Consider the following 17,916-nt stretch of genomic DNA (forward strand, 5'->3'; position numbering starts at 1 on the left):
GTTCAGCGTATCGGGCGGGCGCCCGCTCTAGCTCGCGAGCGCCCGCGACACGATCTCGCGCGCCGCCTCTTGCACCTCGGCGAGGTGCTGCGGTCCCCGGAACGACTCGGCGTAAATCTTGTACACGTCCTCGGTGCCCGAGGGGCGCGCGGCGAACCAGGCGTGTTCGGTCTGCACCTTGAGCCCGCCGATCGGGTCGCCGCTCGGCGCTTCCGTCATGATCGCCGCGATGGGGTCACCCGCGAGCTCGGTGTCGGCGATGTCCGCCGCCGAGAGCCCCGCAAGGCGCTTCTTCTGGGCGGGGGTCGCCGCCGCGTCGACGCGCGCATACGCGGGTTCGCCGAGCTTCGCGGCCAGTTCGCGGTAGCGCTCGGACGGCGACTGACCGGTGACCGCGCGGATCTCCGCGGCCAGCAGCGCCAGCAGGATCCCGTCCTTGTCGGTGCTCCACGCGGATCCGTCGAAGCAGAGGAAGGAGGCGCCGGCGCTCTCCTCCCCGCCGAACACGACCGAGCCGTCGGCGAGGCCGGGGACAAACCACTTGAAGCCCACGGGCACCTCGAGCAGGCGGCGCCCGTGCATCGCGACCACTCGATCGATCATCGCCGACGACACCAGGGTTTTCCCGATCGCCGACTCCACGGGCCAATCGGGGCGGTGCTGCAGCAGGTAGTCGATCGCAACCGCGAGGAAGTGATTCGGGTTCATCAGCCCGCCGTCGGGCGTGACGATGCCGTGCCGGTCGGCGTCGGCGTCGTTCGCGGTGACGACATCGAAGCGCTGTTGGTGCTCGAGCACCGACGCCATCGCGTTGGGCGACGAGGGATCCATGCGGATCTTCCCGTCCCAGTCGAGCGACATGAACGACCAGCGCGGGTCGACACCCGGGCCGAGCACCGTGAGGTTCAGCTCGTGACGGTCGCGGATCGCGGCCCAGTACGCGACGCTCGCCCCGCCCAGCGGGTGCGCGCCGATGCGCACCCCGGCCGACCGGATCGCGTCGAGGTTGATGACGTCGCCCAGCGCGTCGACGTAGTCGCCGAGGAAGTCGGCCCGGCCGACCGGAGTGCCGATCACACCGTGCGTGCCCGAGCGGGGCACCGCCTCGACGCCTGCCTCGAGCAGTTCATTCGCGCGCGCGGCGATCCAGTTCGTCGCGTCGGAGTCGGCGGGGCCGCCGTGCGGGGGGTTGTACTTGAAGCCGCCGTCGCGCGGCGGGTTATGGCTCGGGGTCACCACGATTCCGTCGGCGCGCCCCGGGTCGTCGGTCGCGCGCGCCCGGTTGTGTGCCAGGATCGCCCGGCTCACCGCGGGGGTGGGCACGTAAATCTCGTCGCCCGAACCGGAGCGCGCGAGCACGTGCACGCCCGCGGCGGAGAGCACCTCGCGGGCAGTGTGCTCGGCCGGGGCCGAGAGCGGGTGCGTGTCGGCGCCGAGAAAGAGGGGGCCGGAGATGCCCTGGCCTGCGCGGTACTCGGCGATCGCGACGCAGATCGCGACGATGTGCGCCTCGTTGAAGGAGGCGGAGAGCGAGCTGCCGCGGTGTCCCGAGGTGCCAAACACGACACGCTGGGCGGCGACCGCCGGGTCGGGCTCTATGTCCGTATAGGCCGCAAGAAGCGCCTCAAGGTCAATGAGGTCCTCGGGCAGGGCAGGGGTTCCGGCGCGCTCGTGCATGGACCCAGTGTCCCAGATCAGCGCTCGAATGCGCCGGTGCCCACCCCGCCGATGCCGCTACTTTCCCTGCTGTTCCTGTCGCTTCGCCTGGATCAGCTTCCACAGCAGCTGCGCGAAGATGAAGACCAGGAAGACCGAGAACGCGATGTTCGAGACCTGCGGCTCGATGCTTCCCGCGATGATCGCGCCGACCGGCGAAAACGCGCTCGCGGCGACACCGACGATGGCGGCCGCCCGCAGGTCGACGTTCTTCCGCCGGAAGTTGGCGAACGTGCCCGAGATCGAACCGGGGATCATCATGAACAGCGAGGTGCCCTTCGCAATGAGATCGCTCGCGCCGAAGAAGAACATGAGCACCGGCACCACGATGACGCCACCGCCCACCCCCAGCAGGCCCGAAAGCACACCCGTGAGGAAGCCGGTCACGATCAGGCCGGGCACCGAGATGACGGTCAGGTCCATCACGTCGCCGCGCTGCGGCACGACGAACCAGAGGCTCACGATGACGACGAGCAGGAAGCCCAGGAAGAGCCACTGGAGCATGCGTACCGGCAGCTTCGACAGCAGGTGGCTGCCGACCTGCGCTCCCACGATGATGCCGACGGCAAGCAGCGCCCCGGCGATCCAGTCAACCTGCCCCTGAATCCCATAGGTGATCGCGCCGACGACCGCTGCCGGCAGGATCGCGGCCACCGAGGTGCCCGCCGCGAGTCGCTGGGGCATGTAGAGCAGGAGGGCGAGCGCGGGCACGATGATGACGCCGCCGCCGATCCCAAAGAGTCCGGAGAGCGTGCCGGCGGCGATACCGAGCAGCAGGAGGGGGAAGAAGCCGGGGCGAGAAGTCTGGTTCATGCGGGGTACATCTCAATTCAGTGCGGGGCGAATAGGAGGCTCGGTGCGGGGCGCACTCAGCCCGTCTCGCCCGGCACGACCTGCGCAGACCCGTTTGAACGCGGGTCGCTCGCGGCCGAGTACCCGTTCGCGTCGATGCGGATGAGGTTTGAGTGCCCCAAGTCTTCACTGTACGTCGGCACGACGTCGAGCGTGAACCCGGAGGCGGCGATGAGCTCTTGTACCTCGGCGGGCACGTCCGATTCCACGGTCACCACGACGGTGCCGTCCGCCTTCGGCTCCTCAACCACCCAGCGCGGTGCGTGGGTCGCCTCGTCCGGGGTGGCGCCGGCGAGCGAGCGCAGCAACAGCTGGGTATGGATCTGCGGCTGCGCGGACCCGCCCATCGTCGACGGAACCCAGGCCAGCTCGTCGCCGCGCATCACGAGCACGGGCATGAGCGTGTGGCGCGGGCGCTTGCCAGGCGCGAACGCGTTCGGCGAGGCAGGGTCGAGCGAGAACGAGGTGCCCCGGTTTTGGAACAGGATCCCGGTGCTCGGCTCGACGATGCCGGCGCCGAAGCCGTAGTAGACCGAGTTAATGAGCGAGATGGCCCAGCCGTCCGCACTCACCGCGCTCAGGCCGACGGTGTCGCCCGAGGGCTTCGGCCGTCCGGGAAGCGGGTGGGGTGGGGCGGTCATGGCGATGAGTTCCTCGCCGGTCTTGCCGCCGAACTCCGGGTCTGCGAGCTCAGCCGCGCGGACCGCGTTGCTCTCCGCGAAGACGCGCGCGAGCGCGCCGGCGCCGGCGCCGAGGGGGTCGTCGATGCCCGCCTCGATTGCGCGCAGCGCACGCAACAGCATGAACCCCGAGGTATTCGGCGGCCCCGTGAACACCCGGTGCTCCCCGAATGCGCCTGCGAGTGGCTCGCCCCAATAGGCGGAGTAGTCGTCGGCGTCGGCCAGCGTAATCTCCGAGCCGAGGGCAGCGAGGCCCGCGATCCACTTCTGGGCGAGCTCGCCCGTGTAGAACTCGGCGGATCCCCCCTCAGCGAGGCTTCGCAGCGAGTCCGCGAGCGCGGGTTGCGCGAGCGGAGCACCCTCGGCCAGCGGCTCGCCGCCCGGGTAGAAGATGTCGCTTGCGCCGGGATCCTGCGAGAAGAAGTCGCGGTTCTCGATGAGCGCGTCGGCCACGGAACTCGCGGTCGGCACGCCGTCGGCCGCGTACCGGATCGCGGCGTCGAAGTGCTGCGCCCAGTCGCGGCTGGCACCGTATTGGTGCAGCGAGTTCCACCCGCAAACGCCGCCGGGCACGGTCACCGTGTCGATCCCGCGCAGCGGAAGCTGCTCGCCGTGCCGCTCGCGCAGCGCCTCGAGTGTCTGGTTCGCGGGCGCGGTGCCGGTCGCGTTGAGGAAGCGGACGACGCCGTCGGGGCTCCTCACGAGCGCGACGAGGTCGCCGCCGAGCGCCACGTTGTTCGGGTAGACGACGCACAGCGCTGCGGCGGCGGCGAGCGCGGCGTCGATCGCGTTGCCCCCAGCCTCGAGCGCGGCAGCTCCGGCCTCGGTCGCGAGGTGGTGCGACGTCGAGATCGCGCCGCAGGGGTGGGTCAGGGTGCTCATGCGGTGGCTCCGTTCTTCGCGGCGGCGGCGCGCGCGGCTTCGTTGATCTGCTGGCTGATCGAGATGACATGCGTGCGGGCTTCGGTCTCGGCCAGGTCGCCGTCACCGGCGGCGATCGCCTCGTAAATGCGACGGTGAGCCGCGCTGGACGCCGCCCGCCGGGCCTTCGTCTGGTACCGGTTCGCGCGGCTCGGGGCGATCTCGTTCGCGATCTGTTCGGTCAGGAGCGCCAGCAGCGGGTTGTGGGTGTACTGCGCGATGGCCTGGTGGAACGCCCGGTCGAGTTCGGAGTAGCGCTCCTTCGATATGTCCTGCTCCATCGCGCGGACAAGCTCCTCGAGCTGGGTGAGATCGCGCGCGCTGGCCCGGGCCGCGGTGATGCGCGCGATCGGGGGCTCGATAATGGCGCGCAGCTCCATGATGTCGCCGAGCTCGCCCTCCTCGATCTGATACTTACCGAACCCCGCGGGCACCGACGCGTGCTCCTCCGGGCTCAGCACGATCGTGCCGCGGCCCGGCTTACGGTCGATGAGGCCTCGCGTCTCGAGCTCGTGCAGCGCCTGCCGCACCGAGACGCGGGAAACCCCGAGGTGCTCGGCCAAGTCGCGCTCGGCTGGCAGGCGCTCGCCCGCGGCGAGTGAGCCGTCCAGGATGAGGCGCTCAAGGTCGATCGACAGCCGGTCGGGCACGGAAAGCGTCGTCGCTTTCGTCAGTCCAGTCCAGTCCACAGTTTCCCCTTGCTTCCTTCAATACAGGCGTCATTCGGTGGCTGAATGCCACGTTGACGATATCGGCCGAGGCCGTGTACAGTCCAAGATACTGCTCGAGAGTTGGTTAGTCCAACTATCCATCAGGCAAAAGACCGAAGCTTGACCTTTCAGAGCGCTGACCCTTCAGCGCTTGTCTTCCCAAGGAGAAATCATCGTGGCTTTCCCCGTATCCCCCTCTCGCCGCATCGGCGGAGCGGTCCTGGCCCTCGCGATCGGCGGCGCCCTCGCGCTGAGCGGCTGCAGCAGCGCCGCCTCAGAGGCAGCGCCAGAGGATTCCAACTCGGCCGCGGTCATCGCGCCCCCGGCGATCCTGTCCGCAGATACCCTCAAGGTCTGCACCGGCGACAGCCCGCCCAACATCTTCTACGACGAGAACAATGAGCTCAGCGGCGTCGAGATCGACATCGCGAACGGCCTCGCGAAAAACCTCGGCCTCAAGGTCGCGCTCGAGGAGTACGCCTTCTCTGGCCTCATCCCCGCGCTCCAGGCAAAGCAGTGCGACGTCATCATGGGCTCGCTCTACATCAAGCCCGAGCGGGAAGAAATCGCGAACTTCGTGCCCTACCTCTTCTCGGGCACCGCCGTCGCCGTCCACAAGGACAACCCGAAGAAGATCTCGGGCTTCGACGACAGCCTCTGCGGGGTCAGCATGGTCGCCATCACCGGCGCGACCGGCGCCGCCGCGGCAGAAGAGAAGTCGGCCGAGTGCAAGGCAGCGGGTGAGGAGGGTCTCGAGATCACCCTGGTCGACGAGGGCACGAACGCCCTGCAGCAGGTCATTGCGGGCCAAGTGGATGCGTTCATGGACACCTCCGAGATCGTCAGCTTCTACCAGCAGAAGTCCGACGGCGACTTCATCATGGTCGGCAAGCCCTTCGGCAAGATCAAGATCGGCGCGGCAACTCTGAAGGACAACGCCGAGTTGAACACTGCCCTCGACACGGCCTTCCAGGCCATGGTCGATGACGGCACCTACGAGCAGATCCTCGCCGACTGGGGCGTAGAGGCCAACAACATCACCCTGGCCGAGTAGACCCACTTTTCCCTGCGGGGCGGGCCGCGGCAACGGCTCGCCCCGCATCGCACTCTCGCAAGGACCCACCAGCATGAAATTCGATTGGGACTACTTCTGGCAGAGCCTGCTCACACCGAGCACTCAGTTCCTCAACGGCCTCGCCCTCACCGTCGTGATCTCTATCGCCGCGATGGCCCTGGCACTGATTCTCGGTCTCGTCATCGCCCTGATGGGGCGCAGCAGGATCCTGCCGTTTCGCATCTTCGCGAGCCTCTATATCTGGATCATCCGCGGCACCCCGCTGCTCGTCCAGCTCGTCATCATTTATACGGGCTTCGCAGCGGCAGGCATCTTCCGCTTCGAGGACGTCACCATCGGCTTCCTCATCAAGGGCGCAGCCCAAGCAGCCGTCGTCGCGCTCATGCTCAACGAGAGTGCGTACATTTCCGAGATCGTGCGCGGCGGCCTCGAGTCGATCGAGAAGGGCCAGAATGAGGCGGCACTGTCGCTCGGCATGACTCCGCTCAGCTCGATGCGCTGGATCATCGTGCCGCAGGCCATCCGCGTCATGGTCCCGCCGCTCGGCAACTCCTTCAACGGGCTCATGAAGAGCACCTCGATCCTGTCGATCATCGGCGTCGCCGAAATGTTCCAGGTCGGCAGCTCGATGAGCGCCGCGACATTCAAGGTATTCGAGATCTACATCGTCGTCGCGCTGTACTACTTGGCACTGACCACGATCTGGACCGTGATTCAGACCGCCATCGAGAACTCGTTGAACGCGAAGGCCGGCCTCCCCAAGGCCGAGTCGATCTGGAAGCGGCTGTTCGGGTTCCGCATCAAAACCGACCGCACCGCACCCAAAAACCCGATCGCCGAATCTCTGGAAGGGGTCTCAGCGTGAGCCTCAGCGACTACACCACCCCCGTCCCGCTGACCGACGGACCGATCGTTCGCGCGGTACACGTGAACAAGTGGTTCGGAGACAAGCACATCCTCACCGACGTCTCACTCGAGGTCGACCGAGGCGAAGTTGTGGTGCTCGTCGGGCCCTCGGGCGCCGGCAAGACCACCTTCCTGCGCACACTCAACCGGCTCGAGGCCATCGAGAGCGGCGAGATCTACGTCGCCGGGCAGCGCATCGGCGAAATCGAGCGGCCTGGCGGGGGAGTAAAAGAGATCTCGGCCCGGGCCCTCGCGCAGCAGCGCGCGGACATCGGCTTCGTGTTCCAGCACTTCAACCTCTTCCCGCACATGACCGTGCTCGAGAACATCTGGCACGCGCCGGTGCGCGTCAAGGGTGAGTCGAAGGCAGAAGCGATCGCGTACGCCCGTGAGCTCCTCGCCCGGGTCAACCTCTCGGATCACGCCGACGCGCGGCCGCGCTCGCTCTCGGGCGGGCAACAGCAGCGCGTGGCGATTGCACGGGCGCTCGCGATGCGGCCCGCGCTCATGCTGTTTGACGAGCCCACGAGTGCGCTCGACCCCGAGATGGTTGGCGAGGTGCTCGAGGTCATGCGCGACCTCGCGGCGGCCGGGATGACCATGATCATCGTGAGCCACGAGATGGGCTTCACCCGGGAGGTGGCTGACCGGGTCGTCATCATGGACGCCGGCATGATCATCGAGCAGGGCGACCCTGAGCTCGTGTTCACCGCGCCCAAGCACGAGCGCACGCAGCAGTTCCTGTCGAAGATCCTGTAGGGATCCTGCCGGGCAATTGCTCGGCGAATGCAAAAAGCGGGGCGGCCACCGAAAAGGTGACCGCCCCGCTTTATGCGTATTGGTGAGGACTACTGCGGCGCGAGCCCGAGGTCGTCGAGGCCGATCGCGTAGCGGTACTCGTAGCCCGCGGCCTCGATGCGCGCCTTCGCGGGCGCCTGGCGGTCGACGACCACCGCGACGCCGGCTACGATCGCTCCGACTTTCTCAAGCGCCTCGATCGCTGCGAGCGGCGAACCGCCCGTCGTCGAGGTGTCCTCCACGACGATGACGCGCTTGCCCTCGAGGTCGGGGCCCTCAACCTGTCGTCCACGGCCGTGGTCCTTCGGCTCCTTGCGCACGACGAACGCGTCGTATGGGGTGCCTCGCAGGACGCCCTGGTGCAGGATCGCCGAAGCGATCGGGTCGGCGCCCATGGTGAGCCCGCCCACGGCCACGACGCCGTCGACGTCGGCGATCAGGTCGAGCATGACCTGGCCGATCAGCGGGGCCGCGCGGTGGTCCAGGCTGAGCTTGCGCAAGTCGATGTAATAGGTCGCCTTCTTGCCGCTCGTAAGCGTGAAGTCGCCGTGGAAAACGGCTTCGGTCGTGATGAGGTCAATGAGCTGGGCGCGCGCGTCGGTCATGTCCTCATTCTAGATGCCTGGCTTTGCGGGCACCCTGGCCCCTACGCTGGCCGCATGCCCGACGAAAAAGAGACCCTCCGCATGACTTTGGAACGCCAGCGCGAGGCGCTGCTGTGGAAGCTCGACGGCTTGAGCGAGCGTGACCTGCGTTGGCCGCTCACCCCGACCGGGACAAACCTCCTCGGGATCGTGAAGCACGTGGCCTCAGTCGAGCTCGGCTACCTCGGCGAGGTGTTCGACCGACCCTCTGGCATTCCGACCCCCTGGCTTGACGACGAGAGCCCCGTCAACGCTGACATGTGGGCCACTGCCGAGCAGTCAAGCGCCGAGATTATTCAGCTGTACCGGGACGCGGGCGCCCACAGCGAGGCGACAATCGCCGCGCTCGAGCTCGACGCGATCGGATACGTGCCGTGGTGGTCGCCCGAGACGCAGCAGGTGACCCTGCACCAGATCCTGGTGCACATGATCGCCGAGACGGCACGGCACGTGGGTCACGCCGACATCATCCGTGAGCTCACGGACGGCGCGGTCGGGCTGCGCGAGACCAGCACCAATCTGCCGAGCATCGGCGCGGTCGGTCTCGCGACGTACCGCAAGCATCTCGCAGAGGTTGCCGAGCAGGCCACAGGCCCGGGCACGCTCGGGTAGCCCCCATCGAGCCGTCACATTTGGCTGCTCGCCGTGACCTCGAAGAGCCAAATGTGACGGTTCGCGAGGGTGAGGTGGGCCACGAACCCGGATACGCTGAGAAGCATGCGCATCGCCACCTGGAACGTCAACTCCGTCCGCGCCCGAGTGGGGCGCATCGTCGATTGGATGGTGCGCGAGGACATCGACGTCCTCGCGATGCAGGAAATCAAGTGCCGGCCGGATCAGTTCCCCGCCGCCGAGTTCGAGCGCGCCGGGTACCAGCTCGAGATTCACGGTCTGAACCAGTGGAACGGCGTCGCTTTCGCGAGCCGCCACGAGATGACGGACGTGACCCGCGGGTTCGATGGCATGCCGGGGTTCGGCAAGCCCATCAAGGGCCAGGAAGACGTACAGGGCACCGGCCCGAACGACCTTCCCCTCGAGGCCCGCGCCCTCGGCGTGACCGTCGGCGACCTGCGCCTCTGGAGCCTCTACGTTCCGAACGGCCGCGGACTCGAAGACCCGCACTTCGCATACAAGCTCGAGTGGCTGCGCGTGCTGCGCGAAAACACCGAGCGGTGGCTCGCCGACCACCCCGACCTTCCCCTCGCGCTGATGGGTGACTTCAACGTCGCCCCCTTCGACCACGACATGGGCGACCCGAGCTTCGAGGTGGGCCGCACGACCCACGTGTCCCCCGTCGAGCGCGCGGCCATCGCCGCATTCAGCCCGCTCGTAGAGGACGTCGTGCGCCCACTCGTCCCCGAGGGATACACCTTCTGGGACTACACGCAGCTGCGCTTTCCCCGCAACGAGGGCATGCGCATCGACTTCATCCTGGGCTCGCCCGCTTTCGCGAGCGCGGTCACGGGCGCCTCGCACCACCGCGAGGAGCGCAAGGGCGACGCCCCGTCCGACCACATCCCGGTGGTCGTCGATATCGACCCGACCCTGCTGGGCGAGACGTTTGATGACGAGGACGACCGCCCGATGATCTTCGGCTAGCGCCCGCGTGTGCGGGGCGGCCCACCAACGGCCGGCTCGCACGGGCGCCCCTCTCGATTCTGTGCAATGTCACACGGTATACTGGCGCCACGTATCCGTTCAAAGGAGAGCCCGAGATATGCCCACCCCGCTCGCAGCACGTTGGATCAACACCACCGACTACCACACGGCCGGCGAGCCGTTCCGCATTGTGCACGAGGGAGTGCCCCAGCTTCCCGGGACAACCGTCGGCGAGCGCCGCGTCGCAGCGATTGCCGACGCAGGCGGCGCCGATACATTACGCCAGCTCCTCTGCAACGAACCCCGCGGTCACGCCGATATGTACGGCGGATTCATTGTGCCGCCCGACGACGATGGCGCCCATCTGGGCGTGTTGTTCTGGCACAAGGACGGCTTCTCGACCGCCTGCGGCCACGGCACGATCGCGCTGGGTGTTTGGGCGACCGACACGGGCCTCGTCGAGTCGAACCCCGACGGCATCACCGAGGTGCGCATCGACGTGCCCTCGGGGCGCGTCGCCGCGCTCGTCGAGCGCTCGGGCGGCAAGCTCGTGGGGGCGACCTTCCGGAACGTGCCCTCGCATGTCATCGCACACAAGGTCACCGTCGAGACATCCCGCGGGCGCGTGCTCGCCTCGCTCAGCTTTAGCGGCGCGATCTACGCGCAGGTCCAGGCATCCGACCTCGGCCTCACGGTGTCCCCCGAGCACTACACCGAGCTCATCGCGCTCGGGCGCGAGATCAAGTGGGCCCTCAACGACTCAGCCGAGGCCCAGCACGCCGACGACCCCAGGCTCTCGGGCGTCTACGGCACGATCCTGTGGGACGACCTCGGCGCGGGACCGGACGGACCCGCGCAGCGCAACGTCACGGTGTTCGCCGACGGTGAGGTCGACCGCTCGCCCTGCGGGTCGGGCACCGGCGCTCGCGTAACCACTCTCGCCGACCTCGGCGCCCTGCCTCTCGGTGCGACGCTCGAGCATCGGTCGATCGTCGACACGGTGTTCCACGCGAGCTGGGTCGCCGGAACGCCCCGCCCCGACGGCACCGCGACCGTGATCCCGTCCGTCACCGGCACCGCCTACATCACGGGCGAGCAGCGCTTCATGCTCGACCCCGCCGACGCGCTTGGCACGGGTTTCACGCTGCGCTAGCCACCTCCCGGGCGCAGGAAGCAGACCACGCTTCCCACGCCCCCGCATCGCATGGTACGCTGTGCAATGTCACACGCCACACACTGAAGTGCGGGGAGTTTCCGCCCGCTCGTCTCATCTATCGGAAGGATTCTCGTGACCGAGAAGAAGCCCTGGCACGGAGTCATCGTTGCCACCGCCCTGCAGTTCAAGGACGACATGTCCGTCGACTACGACGCCTTCGGCGAACACGTCGCCTGGCTGGCCGCGAACGGCTGCGACGGCGTCGCCCCCAACGGCTCACTGGGCGAGTACCAGAACCTCAGCGACGTCGAGCGCGCGCAGGTCATCAAGACCGCCGTCGACGCGTCCCCTGAGGGATTCACCGTCATGGCGGGCGTCGGCGCGTACGGCGCCCTGCAGTCGGCTCACTGGGCAACCCAGGCGGCCGAGGCCGGCGCGAGCTGCGTCATGCTGCTGCCGCCGAACACGTTCCGCGCGAACCACGAGCAGGTCAAGGAGCACTACGCCACCGTCGCGAAGGCCGGCCTGCCGATCATCGGCTACAACAACCCCATCGACACCAAGGTCGACCTGGTTCCCGAGCTGATCGCCGACATCTTCCACGCCGGCAACGTCGTGGGCGTGAAGGAGTTCTCGGGCGATCCCCGTCGCATCTACGAGATCAAGGAGCTCGCTCCCGAGATCGACATCCTGATCGGCACCGACGACACGGTGCTCGAGGTCGGCCTCGCCGGCGCGGTCGGCTGGGTGTCCGGCTACCCCAACGCGATCCCGCAGACCTGCATCGAGCTGTTCAACCTGTGCACCTCGGGCAATGTCCAGGATCTCGTCCGCGGCCAGGAAATGTACCGCGACCTGCACTCGCTGCTGCGCTGGGATTCGAAGACCGAGTTCGTCCAGGCGATCAAGCTGTCGATGGATGTCGTTGGCCTCAAGGGCGGCAAGAGCCGTCCGCCGCGTGGCCCGCTCTCCCCCGAGATCACCGCGCGCATCATCGCCGACACCGAGGCCGCAGTCGCCAAGGGTTACGGTAAGTAACACGTTTCACGCTTCACCCGGCCGGGGCGTGCCGCACCATCTTGGCGCGCCCCGGCCGTCCACCAACGCTTCTCGGGCGCATGATGCCCGTCCTGGACAGGAGGCCATGATGCGCACATCCCGCGTCTTCCACGCCGTCGATTCCCACACCGAGGGTATGCCCACCCGCGTCATCACCGGCGGCGTCGGCGTCTTTCCCGGGGCCACCATGGCCGAGCGACGGACCTGGTTCATGGAGAACTCGGACCACATTCGTACCCTCCTCATGACCGAGCCTCGCGGCCACGCCTCGATGAGCGGCGCGATCCTGCAGCCCCCGACGCGTCCCGACGCCGACTGGGGAGTGCTCTACATCGAGGTCTCCGGCTGCCTGCCCATGTGTGGGCACGGCACCATCGGCGTCGCCACCGTGCTGGTCGAGACCGGGATGGTCGAGGTGACCGAGCCGATCACCACTATCCGCCTCGACACCCCGGCCGGCCTCGTCGTGGCAGAGGTCGCCGTCGCGGACGGCAAGGCCGAGCACGTCACCATCACGAACGTTCCCTCCTTCTCGGTGCGCCGCGGCGCGCAGGTCGACGTGCCGGGCCTCGGTAGCGTCACCTACGACCTCGCCTTCGGCGGAAACTTCTACGCGATCGTCACGCTCGACTCACTGGGCATCGAGTTCCGGCAGGATCGCAGCAACAAGCAGCAGCTGCTCGACGCGGGCCTCGCGATCTCGGAGGCGATCAACGCCGCCGACGAACCGGTACACCCCGAGCGCGACGACATTCGCGGCTGCCACCACGTGTACCTCGAGGCGCCCGGGTCGAACGCGACGCTCTCGCGGCACGCGATGGCGATCCAGCCCGGCTGGTTCGATCGCTCCCCCTGCGGCACCGGGACAAGCGCCCGGATGGCGCAGCTGCACGCCCGCGGCGAGCTGCCCCTGCACCAGGACTTCACGAACGAGTCGTACATCGGCTCGCGCTTCGTCGGCCGCCTGATCGGCGAGACGGCGGTGGCCGGGATCCCCGCGGTCATCCCGACTATCACGGGCCGCGCCTGGATCACGGGCACCGCCCAGTACATGCTCGACCCGAGCGATCCGTTCCCGACGGGATTCTCGCTGTGAGCCTCGCGTTCCTCGACGCGGACGCGGTGCGCCGCGCCCTCCCGTTCGGCGTGGCAATGGATGCGCTCGACGCGGCGCTTCGCACCCACGTCGATCCCGAGCTGGACGGGCCACGACTGTTCAGCGACGCCCCCGGCGGCGAGTTCCTGGTCATGCCCGCCCAGGGGGCCGAGTTCAGCGGCCTCAAGGCGCTGACCGTCGCACCCGGCAACCCCGCGCGCGGGCTCGAGAAGATCCAGGGCCTCTACCTGCTCTTCTCGTCTGACGCGCTCGCCCCGGTCGCTGTCCTCGAGGGCGCCTGCCTGACCGCCATTCGCACGCCGGCCGTCACCATCTCCGCAGTCCGGGCGCTCGCGGCGATCGCCCCTGCCGGCGGCGAGCTTCCGGCCGCCCCGCGCATCCTCGTGTTTGGCGCGGGCGTCCAGGCGCTCAGCCACATCCGGGCTGCCCACGTCGCCTTCCCGGATGCCACGTTCGAGCTCATCGGCCGCCGACCTGAGCGCGTGGCGGCGCTCATCCAGGAGCTTCAGGGCGACCCCGAAAGCGCGTCTCTCGAGGTCGCTGACCGCACCAGCGACGTGGACGCCGCAGTCGCCGACGCGGACATCATCATCTGCGCGACGAGCGCGAGCGCGCCGCTCTTCGACGGCCGGCTCGTACAAGATCACGCCATCGTCGCCGCTACCGGCACCCACGGCCTCGATATGCGCGAGGTCGACGACCACCTCGTCACCCGCAGCGACCTCGTGGTCGAGGGACGCGGCTCGGCCGAGCGCGAGAACGGCAACCTGGCGACCACCTGGAGCGAGGCCGACTGGCGCGAGCGACCCCCGGCGAACCTCCGCGACCTCGCGCTTGGGCGCATGGCCCGTTCCGCCGGTCGGCCCGCCCTCTACACCGGCGTCGGCATGTCGTGGGAAGATCTTGTCTGCGCTACCGCCGCATACGCGACGTACCTTCACTCCTCGAAGTAGCGCGGCAAGGAGCCCACATGTCGATCGAGTCTCAGACCTACTCAGCCAGCTTCAACCCGCTGCGTCGCCCGTTGAACCTGCGTGAGTCGGTCCTCGAACAACTCCGCACCGCGATTATCACGGGCGGGCTCGCGGAGGGCACCGTGGTGTCTGCACCAACGCTCGGTCAGGCGCTCGGAGTTTCGGCAACCCCCGTGCGGGAGGCGATGATGGACCTCGCCCGCGAGGGTCTCGTCGAAACGATCAAGAACAAGGGATTCCGGATCACGGCCATGTCCGACAAGGAGCTCGACGACCTCGCGGCGATCCGCCTGCTCATTGAGCCGCCGTCGATACACGGCGTCGTCGGCAAGATCTCCGCAACCGGGTTCGCCGAGCTGCGCGAGCTCGCCGACCTCTGCCTGGAGGCCGCGATCGCGGAGGACCTCGAGGCGTACCTGCGCCACGACCGCGAACTCCACGCGCGCCTGCTGAGCTACACCGGCAACCCGCAACTCGTCGACCTCGCCACCAAGCTTCGCCTGCGCACCCGCATGTATGGCTTGTCGGCACTCGCCCGCAACAAGAAACTTGCGGACTCGTCCCGCGAACACCATGAGCTTCTGCGCTTGCTGCAGGAGGACGATGGCGCCGGCGCCGAACAGCTCCTGCGCGCGCACATCAGCCACGCCCGCGAGATCTGGGCGACCGGCGGCGACAGCGAACCACCCACGGAGGGCAGCGCGTGACCCAAACCTCTGACGTTGTCATCATCGGCGCTGGCATCATTGGCTGCGCGACCGCGTACTTCGCGGCTCGCGCGGGACTGTCCGTCACGGTGGTCGAAAGGGACCTCCCCGCGGGCGGCACCACCTCACGCTGCGAGGGAAACATCCTCGTCTCGGACAAAGAGCTCGGCCCCGAGCTCGAACTCACGCAGTACTCGCTCGGCATCTGGAAAGGCGAGCTCGCCGAGTTCGGCCACCTTTGGGAGTTCGAGGCCAAGGGCGGCATCATCGTGGCGTCCGAGGAGTCGAGCCTGAAGACCCTCGAGCGGTTCTCGTCCGCCCAGCGTGGTTTCGGCATCAACGCCCAGCGCCTCGATAGCGGCGAGCTGCGCGCGCTCGAACCGAACGTCACCGACCGTGCCCTCGGCGCGGCTTTCTACCCCGAGGACAGCCAGGTGCAGCCCATCCTGGCGGCGACCCACCTCCTGCGCCTCGCCCAGCTGGCCGGCGCGACGCTCGTCACCCGCGCGCCCGTCACCGAGCTGCTGCGCGACGGCGATCGGGTCACCGGGGTGCGCACCCCGCGCGGCGACTTTTCCGCCGCCCACGTCGTCAACACGGCAGGCCCCTGGAGCGGCGAGGTTGCGAAGCTCGCCGGAGTCGCGCTGCCGATCCTGCCCCGTCGCGGCTTCGTACTCGTGACCGAGCCGCTGCCACCCCGGGTATTCCACAAGGTCTATGCCGCCGAGTACGTCGACAACGTCGCCACCGCCGACGAGGGCCTGCAGGCCTCACCCGTGGTGGAGGGCACTCCGGCCGGCAGCATCCTCATCGGCTCGAGCCGCGAACGCATCGGCTTTGACGGGACGGTAAGCCCCGAGGCGCTCGCGACCATCGCGCGAAACGCGATCACCCTCTTCCCCTTCCTGGAGCGCACGCGGATCCTGCGCCAGTACCACGGGTTCCGCCCCTACTGCCCCGACCATCTTCCGGTCATCGGGCCCGACCCCCGCACTCCGGGTCTCTGGCACGCCAGCGGGCACGAGGGCGCCGGCATCGGGCTCTCCGTCGGCACCGGAAAGCTGCTCGCGCAGGCGCTCGCCGGCGAGCACACCGACCTGCCCCTTACCGCCTTCCGTCCCGAACGATTCGATGAGGAGCGTGCCGCATGAGCGAGACGACCCCCGACCGCGTACAGGCCACCTTCGAGGGCGAGCCCATCGAGGCCGACGCCGGCGCGAGCATCGCGGCGGCCCTGATTGGCTCGGGGCGCCAGGCGTGGCGCACCACTCGCGGCGGCACGCCGCGCGGGCTGTTCTGCGGCATCGGCGTCTGCTTCGACTGCCTCGTCGAGGTCGATGGCGAGTCGGGCCAGCGGGCTTGCATGATTCCGCTCGCGCCAGGCATGGACGTGCGCGCTCACGGGGGCGAGTTCGCGGACGGGGCCGGGGCCGGGTCAGCCGCGGCAGAAGGCGCTGCCTCTCCAGCAGGATCCTGCGAGAGCTCACCGACCGACATGAACTCAGCGACGGACGGGGTCGGCGCGTGAAGCCGGTCAGCACGGCCCCCCGGTTCGACGTCGCAATCGTCGGGGCGGGGCCGGCCGGCCTTGCCGCGTCAGAGACCGCCCTCGCCGGCGGCGCCCGTGTCGTCGTAATCGATTCGGGCGCTCAGCCGGGCGGCCAGTTCTGGCGGCACCGCTCGGAGGCTGCGGGGGTGCGCGACGGCGGTGAGTTCCATCACGGCTGGGGCGAATACCTCGAGCTTCGGGCTGCCTTCGACGCCGGCATCGCTTCCGGCGCCCTTACCTACCTCCCTGCCACGAGCGTATGGCTCGCCAGGCAGCGCCCGAACGAGGAGTTCCGGCTCGACCTCGCTCCGAGCTACGGCCCGGGAACGTCGACGATCCCGGCTGTGCAGGCCACGCGCCTCGTGCTCGCCACCGGTGGCTACGACCGCCAGCTGCCCGTGCCGGGCTGGGATCTGCCCGGCGTGATGGCGGCCGGGGGCATCCAGGCGCACGTGAAGCAGAACGGCTCGCTGCCGGGTTCACGGTTTGTGATTGCTGGCACCGGCCCGTTCCTGCTGCCGGTCGCCGCGAACGTCACCCAGGCCGGGGGCACCGTGGCGGCCGTGCTCGAGTCGGCGAACCTCGCCGACTGGCTGCCCCGCCTGCACCGCGCCGCCGGCGTGCCATCGAAGGGGTTGGAGGGAGCCGGCTACATCTGGACCTTCCTGCGCCACCGCATTCCCTACCGCCCGCGCACCATCATCACCGAGATTCTCGGCGACGACCGCGTCACCGGCGTCCGCACAGCCCGGGTCGGCCGTGACGGCGTCCCGGTCGCCGGGACCGAACGCACGATCTCCGGCATCGACGGCGTCGGCCTCGGCTGGGGCTTCACCCCGCAGCTCGAACTGCCGGTGCAGCTCGGCGTGCAGACCGCGGTCGACGTTGACGGGTCGCTCATCGCCCCGGTCGACGACGGTCAACGCAGCAGCGTGCCCGGGCTCTTGCTCGCGGGTGAGCTCACCGGCGTCGGGGGCGCAGCGCTCGCGGTGCTCGAGGGCCGCATCGCCGGCCGCGTGGCCGCCGCTGAAGCGTTGGGGGGCGGCTCGGGTGCAGTCTCTGGCACCGCCTCGGGTGCCGCCCTCGCGCGTCCCGCCGAGCTGCGCTCCGCGCGCCGCCAGCGGGCCTTCGCCTCGGCGATGCACCAGGCGCACCCCGTGCCCGCCGGCTGGCAGGAAGTTGTCACCGATGACTGCCTCGTCTGCCGCTGCGAGGAGGTCGACGCGGGCACCATCCGCGCCGCGCGCAGCGAGCTTTCCGGCGACGACCACCGCTCCCAGAAGGGCGTCACCCGCGCCGGCATGGGCTGGTGCCAGGGCCGGGTCTGCGGCTTCGCCGCCGCCTCAATCGCCGGGGCTGGCGCACCCACACAGGCCTCGCTGGCGAGCTCGTCCAAGCGCCCGATCGCTCAACCGGTGCCGCTTTCGGCGCTGACGGAGATCGAGTAGACGAG

18 protein-coding genes are annotated in these 17,916 nt (G+C 68.8%); 13 read left to right on the top strand and 5 right to left on the bottom strand.

Going from position 1 to position 17,916, the window contains the following annotated elements; genetic code table 11:
- Positions 1–27: 27 nt before the first annotated feature.
- Genes pgm through JW030_RS12625 form a run of 4 tightly spaced genes read right to left on the bottom strand, consistent with a single transcriptional unit; the run spans position 28 to position 4,858 of the window.
- Positions 28–1,677, bottom strand: coding sequence for a phosphoglucomutase (alpha-D-glucose-1,6-bisphosphate-dependent) (pgm, locus tag JW030_RS12610; RefSeq protein WP_188045230.1), 1,650 nt, complete (start codon positions 1,675–1,677; stop codon positions 28–30).
- Between the two features lie 57 nt (positions 1,678–1,734).
- Entirely contained in the window at positions 1,735–2,529 is a 795-nt protein-coding gene (locus tag JW030_RS12615) for a sulfite exporter TauE/SafE family protein (RefSeq protein WP_188045229.1), read from the bottom strand.
- Positions 2,530–2,585: 56 nt separating this feature from the next.
- Positions 2,586–4,130, bottom strand: coding sequence for a gamma-glutamyltransferase family protein (locus tag JW030_RS12620; RefSeq protein WP_188045228.1), 1,545 nt, complete (start codon positions 4,128–4,130; stop codon positions 2,586–2,588).
- Positions 4,127–4,858 (bottom strand): FadR/GntR family transcriptional regulator, encoded by a 732-nt coding sequence (locus JW030_RS12625; protein WP_188045227.1) that lies wholly within the window; start codon positions 4,856–4,858, stop codon positions 4,127–4,129. The genes JW030_RS12620 and JW030_RS12625 overlap by 4 nt, the downstream gene beginning before the upstream one ends.
- A gap of 196 nt (positions 4,859–5,054) precedes the next feature.
- Between JW030_RS12625 and JW030_RS12630 the strand changes: the two genes are divergently transcribed.
- The 3 genes from JW030_RS12630 to JW030_RS12640 all read left to right on the top strand — a co-directional run bounded on the left by JW030_RS12630 (position 5,055) and on the right by JW030_RS12640 (position 7,619).
- A complete protein-coding gene (locus JW030_RS12630; protein ID WP_188045226.1) occupies positions 5,055–5,933 on the top strand; it encodes an ABC transporter substrate-binding protein in 879 nt (292 codons plus the stop codon).
- A 73-nt stretch (positions 5,934–6,006) separates the two neighbouring features.
- Positions 6,007–6,819: an amino acid ABC transporter permease gene (locus JW030_RS12635; protein WP_188045225.1), complete on the top strand. Its 813-nt coding sequence runs from the start codon at positions 6,007–6,009 to the stop codon at positions 6,817–6,819.
- Positions 6,816–7,619, top strand: coding sequence for an amino acid ABC transporter ATP-binding protein (locus JW030_RS12640; protein WP_305798134.1), 804 nt, complete (start codon positions 6,816–6,818; stop codon positions 7,617–7,619). The genes JW030_RS12635 and JW030_RS12640 overlap by 4 nt, the downstream gene beginning before the upstream one ends.
- A gap of 89 nt (positions 7,620–7,708) precedes the next feature.
- On the opposite strand, the gene pyrE is transcribed toward JW030_RS12640, so the two are convergent.
- Complete coding sequence (gene pyrE / locus JW030_RS12645; RefSeq protein ID WP_188045224.1) at positions 7,709–8,263, bottom strand: orotate phosphoribosyltransferase; 555 nt, start codon at positions 8,261–8,263, stop codon at positions 7,709–7,711.
- A gap of 54 nt (positions 8,264–8,317) precedes the next feature.
- Between pyrE and JW030_RS12650 the strand changes: the two genes are divergently transcribed.
- The 10 genes from JW030_RS12650 (at position 8,318) to JW030_RS12695 (ending at position 17,911) form a co-directional block, all read left to right on the top strand.
- Positions 8,318–8,914, top strand: a complete 597-nt coding sequence (locus JW030_RS12650) for a DinB family protein (protein ID WP_188045223.1) — start codon at positions 8,318–8,320, stop codon at positions 8,912–8,914.
- Positions 8,915–9,019: 105 nt separating this feature from the next.
- A complete protein-coding gene (locus JW030_RS12655) occupies positions 9,020–9,901 on the top strand; it encodes an exodeoxyribonuclease III (protein WP_188045222.1) in 882 nt (293 codons plus the stop codon).
- 118 nt (positions 9,902–10,019) lie between these two features.
- The gene (locus JW030_RS12660; protein ID WP_188045221.1) at positions 10,020–11,054 is read left to right on the top strand and encodes a proline racemase family protein; all 1,035 of its coding nucleotides are present in this window, start codon (positions 10,020–10,022) and stop codon (positions 11,052–11,054) included.
- Between the two features lie 135 nt (positions 11,055–11,189).
- Complete coding sequence (locus JW030_RS12665) at positions 11,190–12,095, top strand: dihydrodipicolinate synthase family protein (protein WP_188045220.1); 906 nt, start codon at positions 11,190–11,192, stop codon at positions 12,093–12,095.
- Between the two features lie 109 nt (positions 12,096–12,204).
- The gene (locus JW030_RS12670; protein WP_188045267.1) at positions 12,205–13,212 is read left to right on the top strand and encodes a proline racemase family protein; all 1,008 of its coding nucleotides are present in this window, start codon (positions 12,205–12,207) and stop codon (positions 13,210–13,212) included.
- The gene (locus tag JW030_RS12675) at positions 13,209–14,186 is read left to right on the top strand and encodes an ornithine cyclodeaminase family protein (protein ID WP_188045219.1); all 978 of its coding nucleotides are present in this window, start codon (positions 13,209–13,211) and stop codon (positions 14,184–14,186) included. Before JW030_RS12670 ends, JW030_RS12675 begins: the two co-directional genes overlap by 4 nt.
- Before the next feature lie 17 nt (positions 14,187–14,203).
- On the top strand, positions 14,204–14,914 hold the full coding sequence (locus JW030_RS12680; RefSeq protein ID WP_188045218.1) for a GntR family transcriptional regulator: 711 nt from the start codon (positions 14,204–14,206) through the stop codon (positions 14,912–14,914).
- Positions 14,911–16,065 carry an FAD-binding oxidoreductase gene (locus tag JW030_RS12685; protein ID WP_188045217.1) on the top strand — a complete coding sequence of 385 codons (1,155 nt, stop codon included), beginning with the start codon at positions 14,911–14,913 and terminating at the stop codon, positions 16,063–16,065. The genes JW030_RS12680 and JW030_RS12685 overlap by 4 nt, the downstream gene beginning before the upstream one ends.
- A complete protein-coding gene (locus JW030_RS12690; RefSeq protein WP_188045216.1) occupies positions 16,062–16,442 on the top strand; it encodes a (2Fe-2S)-binding protein in 381 nt (126 codons plus the stop codon). Before JW030_RS12685 ends, JW030_RS12690 begins: the two co-directional genes overlap by 4 nt.
- A complete protein-coding gene (locus JW030_RS12695; RefSeq protein ID WP_206348576.1) occupies positions 16,439–17,911 on the top strand; it encodes an FAD-dependent oxidoreductase in 1,473 nt (490 codons plus the stop codon). Before JW030_RS12690 ends, JW030_RS12695 begins: the two co-directional genes overlap by 4 nt.
- The last annotated feature ends 5 nt before the right edge of the window (positions 17,912–17,916 follow it).

The sequence above is a fragment of the Leucobacter sp. CX169 genome (genome assembly GCF_017161405.1).
Lineage (GTDB): Bacteria > Actinomycetota > Actinomycetes > Actinomycetales > Microbacteriaceae > Cx-87.